The sequence below is a fragment of the Nonomuraea sp. NPDC048901 genome, assembly GCF_040649695.1.
Lineage (GTDB): Bacteria > Actinomycetota > Actinomycetes > Streptosporangiales > Streptosporangiaceae > Nonomuraea.
Window position 1 is genome coordinate 133,916 of the sequence record NZ_JBEZFW010000019.1, and the last position, 15,394, is coordinate 149,309.

Genomic DNA, 15,394 nt, shown 5'->3' on the forward strand with positions numbered 1-15,394 from the left:
TCCGCAGAAAGGACATTAGATGCCTGCCGCCCAAACGGCCACCCACCGCCGGCCCGAAGCGCGCTCGGGGTCCCGTCAGCCGAAGTGCGCCCGGGTCTCGGCGAAGGCCAGGTCGGTGCCCTCCAGAGCCCGGGCCACGTCCTCCTCTGTGTGCGCCGCCGACATGAACCAGTTGTGCCACGGGTGGATGTACACGCCGTGCCGCAGGCAGGCGTCGCTCCAGTACATGGCGGTCGACAGGTCTGCGTCGCCGTCGAAGCTCAGCCACGGGATCGTCACAGGTCCGGTCTGATTCACCACGAACCCGTGCGCCTTGGCCTGCCCGTACAGCCCGTCACGCAGCTGCGTCCCGGCCCGCTCCATGGCCGCGATGCCGTCGGTGTCGCGCAGCGTCTCGATCGTCGCCTTCGCCGCCGCCATCGCCACGGCCGAGAACCAGAACGAGCCCGTCGAATACAGCGTCTGAGCCGGTCCGCGCAGCGCGTCCGTGCCGGTCACGGCGGCTATGGCGTAGCCGTTCGCCATGGCCTTGGACCACGCCGTCAGGTCCGGCCGTACGCCATAGGGCTCCCACGACCCCCGCAGGTCGATCCGGAACCCCGCACGGACGTCGTCGATCACCAGCGCGGCCCCGATCCGGTCGGCCAGCGCCCGCGCGGCCCGTGCGAAAGCGGGCTCCACCAGCTCCTGGTCCTCGAAGGAGTCGTGCTTGAACGGCGTCACGATGATCGCCGCGACCTCCCCCTCGACCGTGGCGGCCGCGGCCTCCAGCGACTCGATCGAGTTGTAGTCGAACTCCACCAGGTCGGCCCGCTCGTTCGGCGTCGTCCCGGCGAGCGACGGCGTGCACCAGGGGTCGGCCCCGTGGTAGGCGCCGTGGGCCATCAGCACCTTCGTCCGGCCGGTGGCCGCTCTGGCGACCATGAGGGCCTGGGTGGTGGCGTCGGTGCCGTTCTTGGAGAACATCGCCCAGTCGGCGCTGGGCACGGTGTCGACCAGCAGCTCGGCCAGCTCGACCATGATCGGTCCCGGCCCGTTGAGGCAGTCACCGAGAGCCAGCTGCCGGGCGGCCGCCTCCTCCACGCGCGGGTGCCGATGCCCAAGCACCACCGGGCCCCAGCTGCACATGAAGTCGATGTACTCGCGGCCGTCCACGTCCCACTGGCGGCACCCTTCGCCGCGCTCGAAGAACTGCGGGTATCCGGGGGCGAAGATCGCTGCGTTGAGATGCCCGTACATGCCGCCGGGCACGACCTTCAACGCCCGCTGACGAAGCTCAGCGTCTGTCATCTGAAATCCCTCTCCAAGTTCCACGAGTCGAATACAGCAGCCGGCGGCAGGGTCATGCCAGGAGGGCGAGGGTGGATTCGAGGTCGGTGAGGCCCGCGTCCGAGCCGAGTCCGGTGGCGACCTGGGCGGCGGCGGCCGTGCCCCAGCGGGCGGCGCCCACCACGTCCTGTCCGTGCAGCAGCCCGGTGATGAACCCGGCGCAGTACGCGTCCCCGCAGCCGGTCGTGTCGCTGACCTCGACCTTGAGCGCGGGCACCTGCTCGATCCCCGCCTCGGTCACCACCAGGCTCCCCTCGGCCCCCATGGTGACGAGCACCCCGCGCGGCCCTTCCCCCAGCAACGCCCTGGCCGCCGCCGACACCTCCGCCACGGAAGGCGACGAAGCCGACGGAGGCGAATCGCCCTCGGGGGCGGAGGTGTCTCCCACCGACGAGCCGGAGCCGATGTCGGAGCCGGAGCCGGAGCCGGAACCGATGTCGGAGCTGGAGCCCGAGTCGGTGCCCGAGTCGGAGCCGGAGTCGGCGGTGAGGCCGGCTGCCATGAGGAGCGCCTGGGAGTCGTTCGGGAGGACGTAGTCCACGTGCGGGAGGAATGCCCGTGCCATGCCCAACAAGTCCGGCATTTCCGACAGCAGGTCCATCGTCACGATCGCCCCGGCCGCCCGGAGCGAGTCCAGCAGCGCGAAGAACGCCGGATCCCCCAGCCCGAACGTCACGTCCATCCCGCCCAGATGGACGGCCCGCACACCACGCAGCCGCGCCTCGTCCAGGTCCGCCGGCGTGACCCCGAGGTTCGCCCCGGGGACGTGGAAGCTGGGGCGCCCGCCGTCGGGTCTGATCGGCAGGATCGACGCCGCCGTCTGCTCGCCGGCCTTGCGAGTGAGCAGGGAAACGTCCACGCCGCGCTTGGCCATCACCGCCACCAGGAAGTCCCCGAGCTCGTCGTCCCCGATCGCGCCCATGGAGACGACCTCGTTGCCCAGTTTGACCAGGTCGACCGCCGTCCCGGCCGCGGATCCCGCGGCGGTCAGCCGGATCTGGTCCACCAGGGCGGTGTCCTGCCCTTCCGGGATGTACGAGACGGGCCTGGCGAGGATGTCGACGATGTGCACGCCGATCGTGGCGACGGTCATGGGTCTAAATAGACAGACGTCCGAATAAAAAGTCAATATGCTCAGGACAGCGCCGAAGAAGGGGGCCACCTGGATGCCGAAGATCGTTGACCATGACGAGCGCAGGCGCGAGGTGCTCTCAGCCGCCCGCCGGGTGATCGTCAGGGACGGCATCGACGCCGCCACGACCCGGGCCATCGCCAAGGAGGCGGGCTACTCCAACGGCGTGCTGGCGCACTATTTCGCCGACAAGGACGAGATCCTGCTGTCGGCGCTGCGGCAGTCCCACCAGCGCATCCGCGAGCGCCTGACACGCAAGATCGAGGGCGCCACCGGCCTGGCCGCCCTGCGTGAGCTGCTGCTGGACAACCTGCCCCTCGACGCGGAGCGTACCCAGGAGACGCGTCTGGAGGTCAGCTTCTGGAGCCGCAGCCTGGCCTCGGAGCGGCTCGCCGAGGTTCAGCGGACCGAGGCCGCCGAGCTCCGCGGCGCCGTACGGACGCTGCTCGGCGAGGCTCGGGCGGCGGGCGAACTCACCACCGACGAGAACCTCGACGACATCACGGAGCGCCTCCTGGCGCTGGTCGACGGGCTCAGCCTGCACCTGCTGCTCTATCCCGGCCGCCTCGCGCGCGTGGACCTGGAGCGCCTGTTGCTCTCCACTCTCGACCATCTGTGATGGTCTTTTAAAAAGACCTTCCATCCTGTACGGCAAGCCGCCCAACCCGCCAACCGCCGCACGTGGCGGGCGTCTGTCCAGGGAGACGCCCGCTGACCGGGCGCGACGTCCCGCCGCAACGGCGCTTGGTCACCCGATTCGGCCCTCATCCTCGGCCAGGTGCGGAGGTCACTCTTCGGCCTGTCGCTCGCGTAGGTACCAGGCTGCGATCGAGTATGGCGGTGCCGCGGCCTGGGAGCGGGCGGCATGCTCGACGATCGCGTCCTGCATGAAGCGCAGGTCGGCGGGTCGGGGGTATGTGGCGTAGATCGGCTGGAGCGTCGCGGCGCCGAGGTCGGTGAAACTACCGGCGTCGGTGAAGACACCTTTGTGGGTCAGGTAGGTCAGTACTCCGCGCCGGTCGGCGATGCCCACGGAGGAGTGCAAGGCGATCGCTTCCCACACCCGGTCGACGTCCGTCGCGGCGACGCCGTGCTCGGTCAGCACGGATGCCGCCAGATCGGCGCCTTCCACTTCGAACCGGGCCTGGCCGGTCGCGAGGGTGCCCAGCCCCAGATCGTGCATCACGCAGGCGGCGAAGAGCAGGTTCTCGTCGTAGGCCGCGTCGTTCAGGGAGCCTTCCTGCTCGGCCAGCAGGCGGGCGAACAGGAAGCTGCGGATGCTGTGCTCGGCGATCGGCGTGCTCTCCGACTTCCGTACGAGGGCGAGGCTCGCGTCGGCCAGCGGCCCCGTGGGCAGGGCGAGTATGTCGTTCATGCCGCGACCGTATGAGGGCGGGGCGAAGAACGAGAAGAGGCCCGAGTGCCATGCACCGCCAGGATCGGGCCATGACTTCGACGGATTGATCGGCACCAGGTGGCGGTCCTCGTCATGCCCGGGCCGAGCGATACCGGCCACGGAAGGTGGCCGGTGTGCTGTCGGTGCGCTGGGCGAAGTACTTGACGAAGTTGCTGGTGTCGAGGAATCCGAGGCGGACCCCGATGCTCGCGACAGGTTCGTCGCCGTGGGCGAGGAGGCGTTTGGCCTCCAGCACGACGCGACGGTCGATGAACTCCTTGGCGCCGACGCCGGCCGCGGCGAGCGCGGCCCGGGTCAAGGTGCGCGGCGAGTATCCGAGGGCGCGTGCGTAGTGTCCGACGTCGCGGGCCCGGGTGAATTCGGTTTCGACGGCGGCGCGGAAGCGCTGGAAGGTCTCCGCGTGCTCGGCGGGCAGGGTGCCCACGGGTGCGGTCAGATGGGCCAGGCGCAGCAGGAGCACGGCGAGCAGCCGCTGGAGGATGGCGGAGCGGGTGGGAGCCGGCACGTGGGTGGTGCCGTATTCGCAGGCGAGGTGGTCAAGGGCCCTGCGCAGGGCCGGGGCGTCCTCTCCGGCGAGCTGCCACAGGGTGCGTCCGAAGGGGTCGTCGAGGCGGACGTCGGTGGCGGTGGCGGGGTCGAGGAAGTCGGGCTGGAACAGCACCAGGGTGCCGGTCGCCGCGCTGAGGTCGCCGAAGCGCTGTACCTGGCCGGGGCGGACCCACAGCAAGGTGCCGTCGGTGACGGCGTAGTCGGCGAAGTCGACCATGTGCCACAGCAGCCCCTGTTCCACCGTGAGGAGCAGATGGAAGTCCGGGCGCTGTGCGCGGCCGGCCCCCTCGGCGTCCCGGGCGCCTTCCGCCCCGCCGGGCCCACGCATGCGGCGGCGCAGTTCGGCGATCGGCATCACCTCGACACCGACCGCGCCGGCCGGCGGCGGGACGTACTGGATCTCCGGGATCGCCTCGTGTCCGTTTTTCACCACGATGAGTCCTCGCCGTACCTGGGCGGAACCTTTCCCGGCTCCTACCTTTGAAGTCAGTCGAGAGCATATGCGGCGGCAAGGGCGTCGCAGCTCCCGGCCGATATCGATGACTGACTTCTACCAATGTCAGGAGGCACCGAATGACAGACCGCATCCGTCTGACGTACGCGTTCGACGCCTACTGCGGCTGGTGCTACGGCATGGGTCCGGCGCTGCGGCAGTTCGCCGACGGCAACGCGGACCGTATCGAGCTGCGGGTGTTGTCCGGGGGCCTCTTCTCCGGCCCGCACGCCATGCCCGTGGCGGCGTACCCGCACATCCCGGACGCCACCCGGCGCATCGCCGCCGCCACCGGCGTCGCCTTCGGTGACGGTTACCAGCGCACCCTGGCCGAGGGAACCATGGTGCTGGACTCCACCGACGCCGCCACCGGGCTGGTCGCGCTGAGCCGCCAGGCTCCCGGACGCAGCCTTGAACTGGCGAGCGCCCTCAACCACGCCTGGTGCGTCGACGGCCACAGCCTCTCCGATGTCGACGTGTACCGATCCATCGCCGCCGGGCACGGCCTCGACGCCGACGCCGTCGCCGAAGCCTTCCTCGACCCGGCCACCCGCGCCGAAGCCGAAGGCGGCTTCCGGGAACTGCGCCGGCTCGGCGTCGACGCCTACCCGACGCTGCTCCTGCACGCCCCCACCGGCATCCACCGGCTCGGCGGCCCGCTCTCCAGCGCCCGCCGGCTCACCGAGGCCCTCGATCGGCACCTGGCCCCCGCCTCCACCTGACCTGCCCCCCGAACCATCACGACAGACGAAGAAGGAAAGCACTGCCATGACGAACATCGCCGTCTTCGGCGCCAACGGCACCATCGGCTCGGCCATCGTCCGCGAGGCCCTCGACCGTGGCCACACCGTCACCGCCGTCGTCCGCGACCCGGCCAAGGTCACCGAACGCCACGCGAACCTGAGCGTCACCACCGGCGACGTCCTCGACACCCAGTCGGTCACCGCCGCCGCGAAGGGCCACGACGTCCTCGTCAGCGCTGTCGGCGGCGGTGACGGCCCCGGCCACGTCGCCACCATCAAGCCTGCCGCCATCGCCCTCACCGAAGCGCTGCGGACCCTCGGCGGGCAGGCACTCCGCCTGATCACCGTCGGCGGCGCCGGCTCCCTGCGCACCCCCGACGGCAAGCAGGTGTGGGACGCCCCGGGCCTGCCCGACTTCCTGCTGCCGATCATGCACTCCCACGGCGACGCCCTCGACTACTACCGGACCGTCACCGACGTCGACTGGACCAGCATCAGCCCGGCGGCCATGATCGAGCCCGGCACCCGCACCGGCGGCTACCGCACCGCCCTGGACGACCTCGTCATCGACGGCGACGGCAACAGCACCATCTCCGTGGAGGACTACGCGGTCGCCCTCCTCGACGAGATCGAGCGGCCTGCCCACCACCGGCAGCGCTTCGCCGTCGGCTACTGACCGACAGGCGCACAGGTGTCCGGCCCGCCACTTCCCGTGGGAAGCGGCGGGCCGAACACCCCTGGCATTGCCGCATTTCGGACGACCGACTACATTGCTCCGCCATGAGCCTCCGCGAGCAGCTGTGCGAGTACGGACAGAGAGCCGTCGAGCAGGGCCTGGTCATCGGCACGTCGGGCAACCTGAGCATGCGCCAGGGCGACCTGGTCGCGGTCACCCCGTCCGGGGTCGCGCTCGACCGGCTGACGCCGGAGATGTGCCCGATCGTGGACATCGAGGGTTACCTGGTCGAAGGCGACCTGCAGCCGTCCTCGGAGACCCCGATGCACCTGGCCGTCTATGAGACCACCGGCGCGCAGGCCATCGTCCACACGCACTCGGTGTTCGGGACCGTCGTGGCCACCACGATGACCGAGCTGCCACCGGTCCACTACAACGCGCTGTTGCTGGGCGGGGTGGTGCGGGTGGCCGAGTACGCGACGTACGGGACGCCGGAGCTGGCGGCCAACGTCCGGGCGGCGCTCGACGGCAAGCAGGCGGCGCTCATGGCCAACCACGGCGGCGTCACCATCGGCGCCACGCTCGAGCAGGCCTTCGAGGCCACCCGGTTACTCGAATGGCTGTGTGAGGTGTACGTGCGGGGGCTGAGCGTCGGCAAGCCCACGATCCTGACCGACGAGCAGCTCGCGGCCGTGATCGACCGCTCCCTCAACCCCCCGGCCTTCCCCCGCCGCAACAACTGAGGGGTTACAGGTGGGCCGCCTGTTCGGCCAGTCCCAGCGGCAGGCCGCCCGAGCCCGCGATCTTGTCGTGGAACGACTTCAGCGACCCGTCGTACGACTCCCTGATCCGGTCGATCTCGATCGCGCCCGTCAGGTAGGACGGCGCCTGCGTGGGCCAGGCGCAGTAGCGGTTGACCTCCCCCTGCGCCGTTCCGGGCGACAGTGACGCCTTCGTCGCCATGAACGTCTCCGCCTCCTCGATCGACATGTCCTCGCAGTGCAGCGCCGTGTCCACCACGATGCGGGCCGCGCGGAAGATGCGGCAGTCCAGGTGCGCCAGCTCGGTGGCGAGCGTGTCGAAGTAGCCCTGCTCGTGCAGCACCTTCTCGACGTAGAGGGCCCAGCCCTCGGTGAAGTACGGGGTGCGGAACACGTTGCGCACGGTCCGGGTGTTGCTCGCCATGTGCGACAGGTGCCAGTGGTGGCCGGGATAGGCCTCGTGGACGGCGATCGACGGCATCTGGGCCCGCGAGTTCGTCCGCAGGCGCTGCCGTACCTGCTCCTCGGTGAAGCCGTCAGGCGTGTACGGCACGAAGAACACGCCGGTACGCGAGCTGCTCAGCGGCGGCGGCGAGAGGTAGTGGGCCACGGCCAGGACCGGCCTGGTGTATTCGGCCGAGGGCAGCACCAGGCACTCCTCCCCTTCGGGGAAGGTCACCAGGTCGCGTTCCCTGACGAACTCGCGGGCCCGGTGGGTCTCGGCCTCGTACTCGGCCCGCATGTCGGCCAGTGTGGCGGGATGGTCGTCCATCAAGGACTCCATCGCGGCTCGCCAGTCCTCGGTGCCGTTGAGCCGCCTGGTGACCTCGCGCATCCGCGCGTCCAGCGACGCCCAGGCCGCCTCACCCTTTTCGTGCAGCTCGGCGGCGCCGTACCCGAGCAGTTCGCGCTCGCGCAGCAGCGTCGAGTAGAGCCGCTCGCCCATCCGCCAGGTGCCGCCGCACTTGAACTCTTCGAGGAAGGTGACGAACGCATCGAAAGCGGCGGCGGCCGGCTCGGCGGCGGACGCGAGCCGCGCGCGCAGCTCCGGGTCCGTCACCATCGACGGGATGGTCTTGGTGAGGAAGTTGCGCCCGGTGCGCGCCTGCCCGAGGCCGCGCTGGACGAGCAGCGGCGCCGCGAGCTCGGCGTCGAGGTTGGCCCGGCAGGCGGCCAGCACGTCCGGCACCTCGGCCAGCCGGGAGAGGGCGGCGGCCACCAGCTCGGACTCGGGCTTGAGCCGCCGCTGGAACGGCGTGAACATGGAGGTGAAGATCGCCGACAGGTAGACGGCCGGGTCGCGCCGCCAGTCCGGCCAGGAGGCGAGGGCGATGGAGCCCCTCAGCTGAGACAGGACGAGATCCCTGTCGATCGCGTCATCCGGCGTCGGCGTCTCCAGTCTGGAGAGCCGGTCCAGCCAGACGATCTCTTCCCGCTCACGGGCGGCGAAGGCGGCGGCGGTGAAGTCACCGAGCGTGTGATCGTAGCCGTCGGCTCCCAGGGTGCTGGCGACGACGGGACGACCGGAAAAGTACCACTTGAGAAACTCGTCCACGTCCGCACAATATCCTGGGCATATGCCCCTACAGATCACCGGCGCGCTCGGCAACCCCGACCTGATCCGCCTGCCTTGGGAGGTCCCTCTCGCCGACTGGCCGACGCATCACATGGTCGACCTGCCGCGCGGTATCTCGCGGCACGTGGTGCGGTTCGTGCGGCTGTCCGGCAACGTGTACGCGATCAAGGAGATCAGCGAGCGGTACGCCAGGCGGGAGTACCAGCTGCTGTGGGACCTGGCCAGGCTCGACGCGCCGTCGGTCGAGCCGATCGCCTTCGTCACCGGCCGGGACGAGGGGCTCGACGCGGCGCTGATCACCCGGCACCTGCAGTTCTCGCTCCCCTACCGCGCGGTCATGTCGGGCACGCTGCGGCCCGACACGCTCACCCGGCTGCTGGACGCGCTGGCCGTGCTGCTGGTGCGGCTGCACCTGAACGGCTTCTTCTGGGGCGACTGCTCGCTGTCGAACACGCTGTTCCGCAGGGACGCGGGCGCCTTCGCCGCCTACCTCGTGGACGCGGAGACCGGCGAGATGCACCCGATGATCAGCGAGGGCCAGCGGCTCGGCGACATCGAGACCGCGCACATGAACATCTTCGGCGAGATGCTCGACCTGGAGGCGGGCGGGCTGCTGCACCCGTCGATCGACCCCATGGACACCGCCGAGGACATCGTGACCCGCTACCACCGGCTGTGGAACGAGATCACCCAGGACGAGATCATCGAGGAGGTCGACTGGCACCGGGTGGAGCAGCGGATCAGGCGGCTCAACCTGCTGGGCTTCGACGTGGCCGAGATGATGGTGCGGCGCAAGGTCGGCACCGGGCGGCTCATCGTCCGGCCCAAGGTGGTCGACGCCGGGCACCACCAGCGGCGGCTGCTCCGGCTGACCGGGCTCGACGTCGAGGAGAACCAGGCCAGGCGGCTGCTGAACGACCTCGACGGGTTCCGGGTCGCCAAGGGCCTGCGGCACGAGGACGAGGCGATCGTGGCGCACCGGTGGCTGGCCGAGGTGTTCCAGCCGACGGTCGAGGGCATTCCGGCCCGGCTGCGCGGGAAGCTGGAGCCCGCGCAGCTGTTCCACGAGGTGCTGGACCACCGGTGGTACCTGTCGGAGGCGGCCGGGGCCGACGTGGGCATCGCGGCCGCCGTGAAGTCGTACGTGGACAAGGTGCTCGTCCACAAGCCCGACGAGAAGGCCCTCCTGCCCGAGGAGCCGGGCGGCCTCATGGAGGAGGCGGACGACCTGCTTGAGGAGTCGGACCTTGAGGAGTCGGACCTTTAGGAGTCGGACCTTAAGGAGTCGGACGGAGTTCAGTAGGCGACCGTGATGCGCCGGCGCGGGTGCTCGCCCTTCTCCACCTCGTCGGCGATCGCGATCGCGTAGTCCTCGGCGGAGATGCGGCTGTTGCCCTCGGCGTCCGTGAGAAGCTGGTCACCGCCGACACGGAAGTGTCCGGTGCGCTCTCCGGGCGCGATCTCCGCGGCCGGGGAGACGTAGGTCCAGTCGAGGTCGTCGACCTCGCGGTAGAGGCCGAGAGCGCTCCGCTGGGCCAGCGCTTCCTTCTTGTACATGTCCGGGAAGCCGGGCGTGTCGACCAGGTCGACACCGGGCGCCACCTCCAGGCCGCCGGCGCCGCCGACGACGACGAGCCGCCCGACCCCGGCGGCGCGGACGCCGTCGATGAGGGCGCGATGGGCGTCGAGGAACGGCCCCTCGGGCTCGCTCCCGTCGCGGGGCGGAGCGATCGCGCAGATCACGGCGTCATGGCCGCGGCCCAGCGTGGCGGCGTCGCGCACATCTCCCTTGACCGGTCCCGACCTGCTGACACCGGTCACCTCGTGGCCGCGGGCCGCCAGCTCGGCGGCGATGCGCTGACCGACCATACCGGTCGCGCCAAAGAGAAGAATCTTCATATTCTCCAGAGTATCCATTGGATACTGGCGAGCTGGGCCGAGAATAATGTGAGCAATACTCTTAAATGTCGCAAGCAATACCCCTAATCAGGAAATCTCCGTCGCGGTTAGGTTTTTCTCCACCTTGGCCGTAGACATCTTTAACCTCATACATATCTCGCTTTATCCGATCACCCGGCCGTCATCCGCCGCTCCTACGCTGTCCCAGTCCTCATGACGGCGTGGGAGGGTCACGTGCTGGGACTGGATGACTGCCTGACCGAGGTCATGGCGATACCAGGGGCGTTGGACGCGATGCTGGTGGACCAGACGAGCGGCATGGCCGTGGCCATCAGCGGACCGCCGCAGGGCGTGGACGCCGAGAGCTCCGCCGCCGCCCTGACCGAGACACTGCGCGCGACCATGGACGGCCTGGCCCGCTCCTGCCCCGGCGAAACTGTCCGGATCGACGACATGCTGGTCACTACCGACAAAGGCCATCATTTACTGAGATTCCTCGAAACGGTATTCGAGGGGCCGCTCGTCATTTACCTGCGCCTCGACCTGGAACGGTCGAATCTCGCCCTGGCGCGATACCGCCTGCTGAACATCTCCCGCCAATTGCTCACCTGAGCCATGGCACCGCTGGACACGCTTCTGACCGGTCTAGCCCGTGAACGGGCCACGGGCGCCCTCCGCGTGGGCCGGGCCGGGACGATCTTCCTCAGCGAGGGCCGGGTCACGTACATGGAGTGCGCCCAGACCCCCGGCGTCGAGCGGCTGCTGGCGGCGCGCGGGCGGCTGCCGGAGACGGCGCTGCGCAGGCTGCAGGCCGACGGGGGCTGCGCGCGCCTGCTGGAGGAGGGGCCCGTCACGCTGGGCGAGCTGCAGTACTGCGTGCTCGGGGCCGTCCTGGACGCCGCGTTCTTCCTGCTGCCGGCCGGCGGGTCGCGGCCGAAATTCCGGCCGGGCGAGCAGCACTGGCTGGGCGGGCAGTGGTTCTTCGACGTGGCGGGCCTGCTGCGGGAGTGCGCGCGCCGCCGCGCCTATCTCGCGCAGATCTGGCCGTCCGCGCAGCTGGACACGGCTCCGGTACGGCCGGCGCAGTGGCTGCCGGGCAGCGGGGTGACTCTGGACTCGGTCCAGTGGGAGGTCCTCACCGGGGCCGGGGCCGAGGCGACACCGCTCGACCTGGCCAAGCGGATCGGCAGGTCCGGCTATTCGGTGCTGCTGGCCGTACGGAGGATGGCGGCGGCCGGGCTGCTGGCACCGCCCGTGGAGCCGACCACCACCACGCGCGCCCCGGAAGAGAGCGCGACGAAGACCGGTGAGCACAGGGCGAAGACCGCCGGAGACGGGCAGGGGGCGCTGCCGCAGCGGGGGCGCGTGGCCGCCGGCCAACGGCCGCCGCACGATCCCCGCACCCCGGGCCTGCCGCTCGGCCCGCCGGTCACGGCGGACCCCACGGACCTGGCCCTGCTGATGCGCCTGAAGAAGGCGCTGGAGGAGCTGACATGAGGTTCCCCCGCCCGCAAAGGAGGCCACCGGTGGAGCTGCGTGAAGAGGTGCTCAGGGAGATGGTTCTCCTGCGCGAGCGCACTCCGGACATCAGCGGGAGCGTCGCCTGCACGGTTGACGGCATGAGCATCGCCTGCGACAACGCCGACGACAGTGGCGAGCAGGTCGCCGCGCTGTCCGCGGCGCTGCTCGCGCTGAGCAGGCGAATGACGATCATGACCGGCCAGGGCGTACTGGAGGAGACGCTCATCTCCGGCACCGCCGGCTTCGCCGCCTTCTACGCGGCGGGCCCCACCATCGTCCTCGCAGTCCTGGCTGAGCCCGGCACCAATCTCGGGCTGCTCCGGCTGGAGGGGCGCAAGACGGCGGCCAGCGTGGCCGCCATCTCAGCACGGATTCACTGAGCTTGAACGGAGGAAGGCATGGCCAGCATGGACGTCTCTCTCAAGGAGATGATGACGATCGACGGCTCGCTCGGCGCGGTGATCGTCGATCACGGCAGCGGCATGGCGCTGGGGGCGCTCGGCGGCTCCAAGGACCTGGATCTCCAGGTCGCCGCGGCGGGGAACACGGAGGTGGTCAAGGCCAAGCTGCGCACGATGGACTCGCTGGGGCTCAAGGACTCCATCGAGGACATCCTGATCACGCTCGGCGGCCAGTACCACATCATCCGGCCGATCACCGGCCGCGGCGGCAAGGGGCTCTTCCTCTATCTCGCCCTGGACCGGGCGCGGGCCAACCTGGCCCTGGCCCGGCACCAGCTCCGCGGGATCGAGGAGAAGCTGGAGGTCTGAGAGATCCGGTGGCTCGCGTCCGGGCGCGGCGGACACGAGCCACCGACCTCCACCGATCCCTGAACAGCCTGGTCCCTGAACAGCCTGATCCCTGACCGGCCTGATTCCTGGTGCGTCAGCTCGTGGTGAGCTTGGTGATGGCGCCGACGATGTCCGGCCAGAGCGGCCGGGGCAGGTCGTGGCCCATGCCGGGGAACGTCAGCAGCGTGGCGCCTGGAATCGCCGCCGCCGTGGCGTGGCCGGCGGCGACCGGGACGAGCCGGTCGGCCTCGCCGTGGATGACCAGGGCGGGGATCCCCAGCGTGCCGAGCTGCTCCGTGCGGTCGCCGGAGGCCATGATCGCGGCCAGCTGCCGGGTCGTGCCCGGCGGGTCGAAGCACCGGTCGTACGCCTGGCCGGACAGCCGGAGGATGCGTTCCCGGTCCATGTCGAAGCCGGGCGAGCCGATCACCGCCCAGGTCCTCAAGGACTGGGCGAGCACGGCGTCCCGATCAGTCGGGGGCGCGGCGAGCAGCACCGCGCTGGCCTCCGGCGTGGGCGGGGCCACGTCCGGGCCGGGCGTCGACATGATCGAGGTAAGGGTCAGGACCCGCTCGGGGTGCCGGATGGCGAGCGTCTGGGCGATCATGCCGCCCATCGAGGCGCCCACGACGTGGGCGGCGGGCCAGCCGAGGACGTCCATCAGCCCGGCCGCGTCGTCGGCCATGTCGTCCAGCAGATACGAAGAGGACGTCCCCAGTGTGGGAACGCCCTCGTCGTGCAGGTGTGTGGAGAGTCCGGAGTCACGGTTGTCGAATCTGACAACGTGATGGCCCTGCTCCGCCAGGAGCTCGCAGAGCTCGTCGTCCCAGTGGATGAGCTGGGCGCCGAGCCCCATGATGAGGAGCAGGGGACGTCCGCCGGGTGAGCCGAAGGTCTCGTACGCGATCTCGATGCCGTTCGCGGCTGCAAGCGTGGTCACGAGGTCAGAATGACATTCTGTTTCCCGCGACGCAAAGACCGCCGGCTCCGAAACCGACGACCATCAAGGCCGTCGGCTCCGGACCTGACGGCCGTCAGCAAAACCGTCTTCGGACCTGACGGTTGTCAGCGCCGGACGAGCTTGCGGATCCGGTCGCGGCCGACCGTCACGCCACCGCCGAACATCGCCAGCGCGACCGCCGCGGCGGCGCCACCGATGGCGTTCGATTCGACGACCTTCTTGTCAGCGACCTTCTCCTCAGCCTTGTCGGCCTTCTTGGCGGCCACCGGCACGGCCTTGGCGGGAGCGGGCTTGACCGCGGCGGGCTTGTCGCCCTCGGCCACGATCTTCGGGGGCTTGGCGGGGTTGCGGTCCACGACGGCGTACGCACCGGTCGAGAAGGGCTGCGGGTAGTTCTTCTTGCCCGGACCGCTACCCCACTTGGTGATGACGTAGTCGATCTTGATGTGGCCCGCGCCACCGTTGCCGTCCACGCCCAGCGTGCTGGAGTTGAAGCGGCCACCGGTCAGGGCGGCGAAAGTCTTGGCGTCGAGGTCGAGCATGACGCCGCTGGAGGACGGCACGCCCGGACCGCGGTCGCCGACGAAGAAGGGCATCTTCTTGCCCTTGTAGACGACGTAACCCTCGGTCATGAGCGGCCAGCTCGGGCTGGCGGCGAGCCCCTTCTGCATGGGCTTGCCGCTGGCCGGCAGCCCGGTGTCCCCGGCGCGGCCGGAGGAGTCGTCCCAGAAGTAGGACGCGGTGGTCTTGCCCTTGAGCAGGACCTTCTTGTCGTTGCCGGTGTCGGCGTGTGCGGCGGTGCCTGCGCTGATGGAGATCGCGCCTACGAGGGCGGCGGTGAGCATAGCAGAGCGAACAGACATGAAGCAGTGAAGTCCTTTATACGGGAAAAGGGGATCGCGCTCGTGAAAGGTGGGCGTAGCCGGGCAAGACGCCAAACGGTCGCTACGCGGAGCGTGGAAGAGCGGGGGGAAGGCGCCGGTCAGTCTGCGGACGACAACACGCGGGCTGGCGGCACGACGCGGGGGTTACGCATGCGGTAGGTGTCCTCTCCATCTCGCCTACCGGGTTAGCTGACGGGTTCGGACGTGGAGATGCCCTACCGACCGAGGTCGGATTCACCCCTAAGGAACGTTGGTTCCCCGGTTCCCGCGAGCGGGATTCGGCGCCTGCCGGTTGGTACTCCCCTGTTGAAGCCCCAAAGTCACCGGCTGGTAACTCCATGAACTATAGGTACCGAACCGGACAAAGGCAAACATAAGCCCATGAAACGGGCGAAGATCTACCTAGAGGGTCAAGAAAAAAGGGGGGTACGGCATGCCGTACCCCCAGAAAAGCTCAGGTCAACCGCCGCTCTTCCGCCTGAAAGAACGCTTGCTGGCGGCGGGCCCGTGAGCGCCGTGAATCTTGGAAGGGTCGTTGCCCCTGCCACCCGCGCTCGAGTCAGCATGCTGGTTACGCTTGCGCTCCAGCGCCTCGCGGAACTTGCGCTTCATCTCGTCCTCGGGAGTTTCGTCGACTTCCGGCTCCGGTGTTTCCGCCATGA

Annotated in this window: 18 protein-coding genes and 1 riboswitch; of the genes, 9 read left to right on the plus strand and 9 right to left on the minus strand. The window is 69.7% G+C overall.

Annotated features, from left to right (window positions below):
- Positions 1-75 precede the first annotated feature (75 nt).
- Together AB0C30_RS45925 and AB0C30_RS45930 are read right to left on the minus strand one after the other, a co-directional pair.
- Positions 76-1,290 (minus strand): aminotransferase class III-fold pyridoxal phosphate-dependent enzyme, encoded by a 1,215-nt coding sequence (locus tag AB0C30_RS45925; RefSeq protein WP_357956127.1) that lies wholly within the window; start codon positions 1,288-1,290, stop codon positions 76-78.
- Positions 1,291-1,342: 52 nt separating this feature from the next.
- Positions 1,343-2,422: a carbohydrate kinase family protein gene (locus AB0C30_RS45930; RefSeq protein WP_357956129.1), complete on the minus strand. Its 1,080-nt coding sequence runs from the start codon at positions 2,420-2,422 to the stop codon at positions 1,343-1,345.
- A 73-nt stretch (positions 2,423-2,495) separates the two neighbouring features.
- On the opposite strand from AB0C30_RS45930, the gene AB0C30_RS45935 reads away from it, so the two are divergent.
- Positions 2,496-3,080 (plus strand): TetR/AcrR family transcriptional regulator, encoded by a 585-nt coding sequence (locus AB0C30_RS45935; protein ID WP_357956132.1) that lies wholly within the window; start codon positions 2,496-2,498, stop codon positions 3,078-3,080.
- Positions 3,081-3,248: 168 nt separating this feature from the next.
- Here AB0C30_RS45935 and AB0C30_RS45940 read toward each other — a convergent pair whose 3' ends face one another.
- Together AB0C30_RS45940 and AB0C30_RS45945 are read right to left on the minus strand one after the other, a co-directional pair.
- Entirely contained in the window at positions 3,249-3,836 is a 588-nt protein-coding gene (locus AB0C30_RS45940; protein ID WP_357956135.1) for an HD domain-containing protein, read from the minus strand.
- A gap of 112 nt (positions 3,837-3,948) precedes the next feature.
- A complete protein-coding gene (locus tag AB0C30_RS45945) occupies positions 3,949-4,860 on the minus strand; it encodes an AraC family transcriptional regulator (RefSeq protein WP_357956137.1) in 912 nt (303 codons plus the stop codon).
- Between the two features lie 140 nt (positions 4,861-5,000).
- Here AB0C30_RS45945 and AB0C30_RS45950 point away from each other — a divergent pair, with 140 nt between their 5' ends.
- The 3 genes from AB0C30_RS45950 to AB0C30_RS45960 all read left to right on the plus strand — a co-directional run bounded on the left by AB0C30_RS45950 (position 5,001) and on the right by AB0C30_RS45960 (position 7,082).
- Positions 5,001-5,642, plus strand: coding sequence for a DsbA family protein (locus AB0C30_RS45950; protein ID WP_357956140.1), 642 nt, complete (start codon positions 5,001-5,003; stop codon positions 5,640-5,642).
- A gap of 46 nt (positions 5,643-5,688) precedes the next feature.
- Positions 5,689-6,339 carry an NAD(P)H-binding protein gene (locus AB0C30_RS45955; protein WP_357956142.1) on the plus strand — a complete coding sequence of 217 codons (651 nt, stop codon included), beginning with the start codon at positions 5,689-5,691 and terminating at the stop codon, positions 6,337-6,339.
- A gap of 104 nt (positions 6,340-6,443) precedes the next feature.
- Positions 6,444-7,082 (plus strand): class II aldolase/adducin family protein, encoded by a 639-nt coding sequence (locus AB0C30_RS45960; protein WP_357956144.1) that lies wholly within the window; start codon positions 6,444-6,446, stop codon positions 7,080-7,082.
- Between the two features lie 4 nt (positions 7,083-7,086).
- Here the strand turns inward: AB0C30_RS45960 and AB0C30_RS45965 are convergent, their stop codons facing one another.
- Entirely contained in the window at positions 7,087-8,655 is a 1,569-nt protein-coding gene (locus tag AB0C30_RS45965) for a DUF885 domain-containing protein (protein WP_357956146.1), read from the minus strand.
- Between the two features lie 22 nt (positions 8,656-8,677).
- Here AB0C30_RS45965 and AB0C30_RS45970 point away from each other — a divergent pair, with 22 nt between their 5' ends.
- Entirely contained in the window at positions 8,678-9,943 is a 1,266-nt protein-coding gene (locus AB0C30_RS45970) for a DUF4032 domain-containing protein (RefSeq protein WP_357956149.1), read from the plus strand.
- A 29-nt stretch (positions 9,944-9,972) separates the two neighbouring features.
- Here the strand turns inward: AB0C30_RS45970 and AB0C30_RS45975 are convergent, their stop codons facing one another.
- Positions 9,973-10,575 (minus strand): NAD(P)H-binding protein, encoded by a 603-nt coding sequence (locus AB0C30_RS45975; protein ID WP_357956151.1) that lies wholly within the window; start codon positions 10,573-10,575, stop codon positions 9,973-9,975.
- 234 nt (positions 10,576-10,809) lie between these two features.
- Here AB0C30_RS45975 and AB0C30_RS45980 point away from each other — a divergent pair, with 234 nt between their 5' ends.
- Genes AB0C30_RS45980 through AB0C30_RS45995 form a run of 4 tightly spaced genes read left to right on the plus strand, consistent with a single transcriptional unit; the run spans position 10,810 to position 12,866 of the window.
- Positions 10,810-11,187, plus strand: a complete 378-nt coding sequence (locus AB0C30_RS45980; RefSeq protein ID WP_357956153.1) for a roadblock/LC7 domain-containing protein — start codon at positions 10,810-10,812, stop codon at positions 11,185-11,187.
- Between the two features lie 3 nt (positions 11,188-11,190).
- Positions 11,191-12,072 carry a hypothetical protein gene (locus AB0C30_RS45985; protein WP_357956155.1) on the plus strand — a complete coding sequence of 294 codons (882 nt, stop codon included), beginning with the start codon at positions 11,191-11,193 and terminating at the stop codon, positions 12,070-12,072.
- 29 nt (positions 12,073-12,101) lie between these two features.
- Positions 12,102-12,476 (plus strand): roadblock/LC7 domain-containing protein, encoded by a 375-nt coding sequence (locus tag AB0C30_RS45990; RefSeq protein ID WP_357956157.1) that lies wholly within the window; start codon positions 12,102-12,104, stop codon positions 12,474-12,476.
- A gap of 18 nt (positions 12,477-12,494) precedes the next feature.
- Positions 12,495-12,866: a hypothetical protein gene (locus AB0C30_RS45995; RefSeq protein WP_357956160.1), complete on the plus strand. Its 372-nt coding sequence runs from the start codon at positions 12,495-12,497 to the stop codon at positions 12,864-12,866.
- 115 nt (positions 12,867-12,981) lie between these two features.
- Here AB0C30_RS45995 and AB0C30_RS46000 read toward each other — a convergent pair whose 3' ends face one another.
- From AB0C30_RS46000 to AB0C30_RS46010, 3 genes are all read right to left on the minus strand, one after another.
- Entirely contained in the window at positions 12,982-13,827 is an 846-nt protein-coding gene (locus AB0C30_RS46000; protein ID WP_357956162.1) for an alpha/beta hydrolase, read from the minus strand.
- A gap of 125 nt (positions 13,828-13,952) precedes the next feature.
- Positions 13,953-14,711 (minus strand): hypothetical protein, encoded by a 759-nt coding sequence (locus AB0C30_RS46005; RefSeq protein ID WP_357956164.1) that lies wholly within the window; start codon positions 14,709-14,711, stop codon positions 13,953-13,955.
- A gap of 180 nt (positions 14,712-14,891) precedes the next feature.
- A riboswitch (cyclic di-AMP (ydaO/yuaA leader) is annotated at positions 14,892-15,026 on the minus strand.
- A 165-nt stretch (positions 15,027-15,191) separates the two neighbouring features.
- Positions 15,192-15,392: a DUF5302 domain-containing protein gene (locus tag AB0C30_RS46010; protein ID WP_357644044.1), complete on the minus strand. Its 201-nt coding sequence runs from the start codon at positions 15,390-15,392 to the stop codon at positions 15,192-15,194.
- Positions 15,393-15,394 lie beyond the last annotated feature (2 nt).

What these genes read in the sequence shown, in the direction of transcription:
- AB0C30_RS45925 (WP_357956127.1), bottom strand. Translation starts at nt 1,290, where the DNA reads ATGACAGACGCTGAGCTTCGTCAGCGGGCGTTGAAGGTCGTGCCCGGC.
- AB0C30_RS45930 (WP_357956129.1), bottom strand. Translation starts at nt 2,422, where the DNA reads ATGACCGTCGCCACGATCGGCGTGCACATCGTCGACATCCTCGCCAGG.
- AB0C30_RS45935 (WP_357956132.1), top strand. Translation starts at nt 2,496, where the DNA reads ATGCCGAAGATCGTTGACCATGACGAGCGCAGGCGCGAGGTGCTCTCA.
- AB0C30_RS45940 (WP_357956135.1), bottom strand. Translation starts at nt 3,836, where the DNA reads ATGAACGACATACTCGCCCTGCCCACGGGGCCGCTGGCCGACGCGAGC.
- AB0C30_RS45950 (WP_357956140.1), top strand. Translation starts at nt 5,001, where the DNA reads ATGACAGACCGCATCCGTCTGACGTACGCGTTCGACGCCTACTGCGGC.
- AB0C30_RS45955 (WP_357956142.1), top strand. Translation starts at nt 5,689, where the DNA reads ATGACGAACATCGCCGTCTTCGGCGCCAACGGCACCATCGGCTCGGCC.
- AB0C30_RS45960 (WP_357956144.1), top strand. Translation starts at nt 6,444, where the DNA reads ATGAGCCTCCGCGAGCAGCTGTGCGAGTACGGACAGAGAGCCGTCGAG.
- AB0C30_RS45970 (WP_357956149.1), top strand. Translation starts at nt 8,678, where the DNA reads ATGCCCCTACAGATCACCGGCGCGCTCGGCAACCCCGACCTGATCCGC.
- AB0C30_RS45975 (WP_357956151.1), bottom strand. Translation starts at nt 10,575, where the DNA reads ATGAAGATTCTTCTCTTTGGCGCGACCGGTATGGTCGGTCAGCGCATC.
- AB0C30_RS45985 (WP_357956155.1), top strand. Translation starts at nt 11,191, where the DNA reads ATGGCACCGCTGGACACGCTTCTGACCGGTCTAGCCCGTGAACGGGCC.
- AB0C30_RS45995 (WP_357956160.1), top strand. Translation starts at nt 12,495, where the DNA reads ATGGCCAGCATGGACGTCTCTCTCAAGGAGATGATGACGATCGACGGC.
- AB0C30_RS46005 (WP_357956164.1), bottom strand. Translation starts at nt 14,711, where the DNA reads ATGTCTGTTCGCTCTGCTATGCTCACCGCCGCCCTCGTAGGCGCGATC.
- AB0C30_RS46010 (WP_357644044.1), bottom strand. Translation starts at nt 15,392, where the DNA reads ATGGCGGAAACACCGGAGCCGGAAGTCGACGAAACTCCCGAGGACGAG.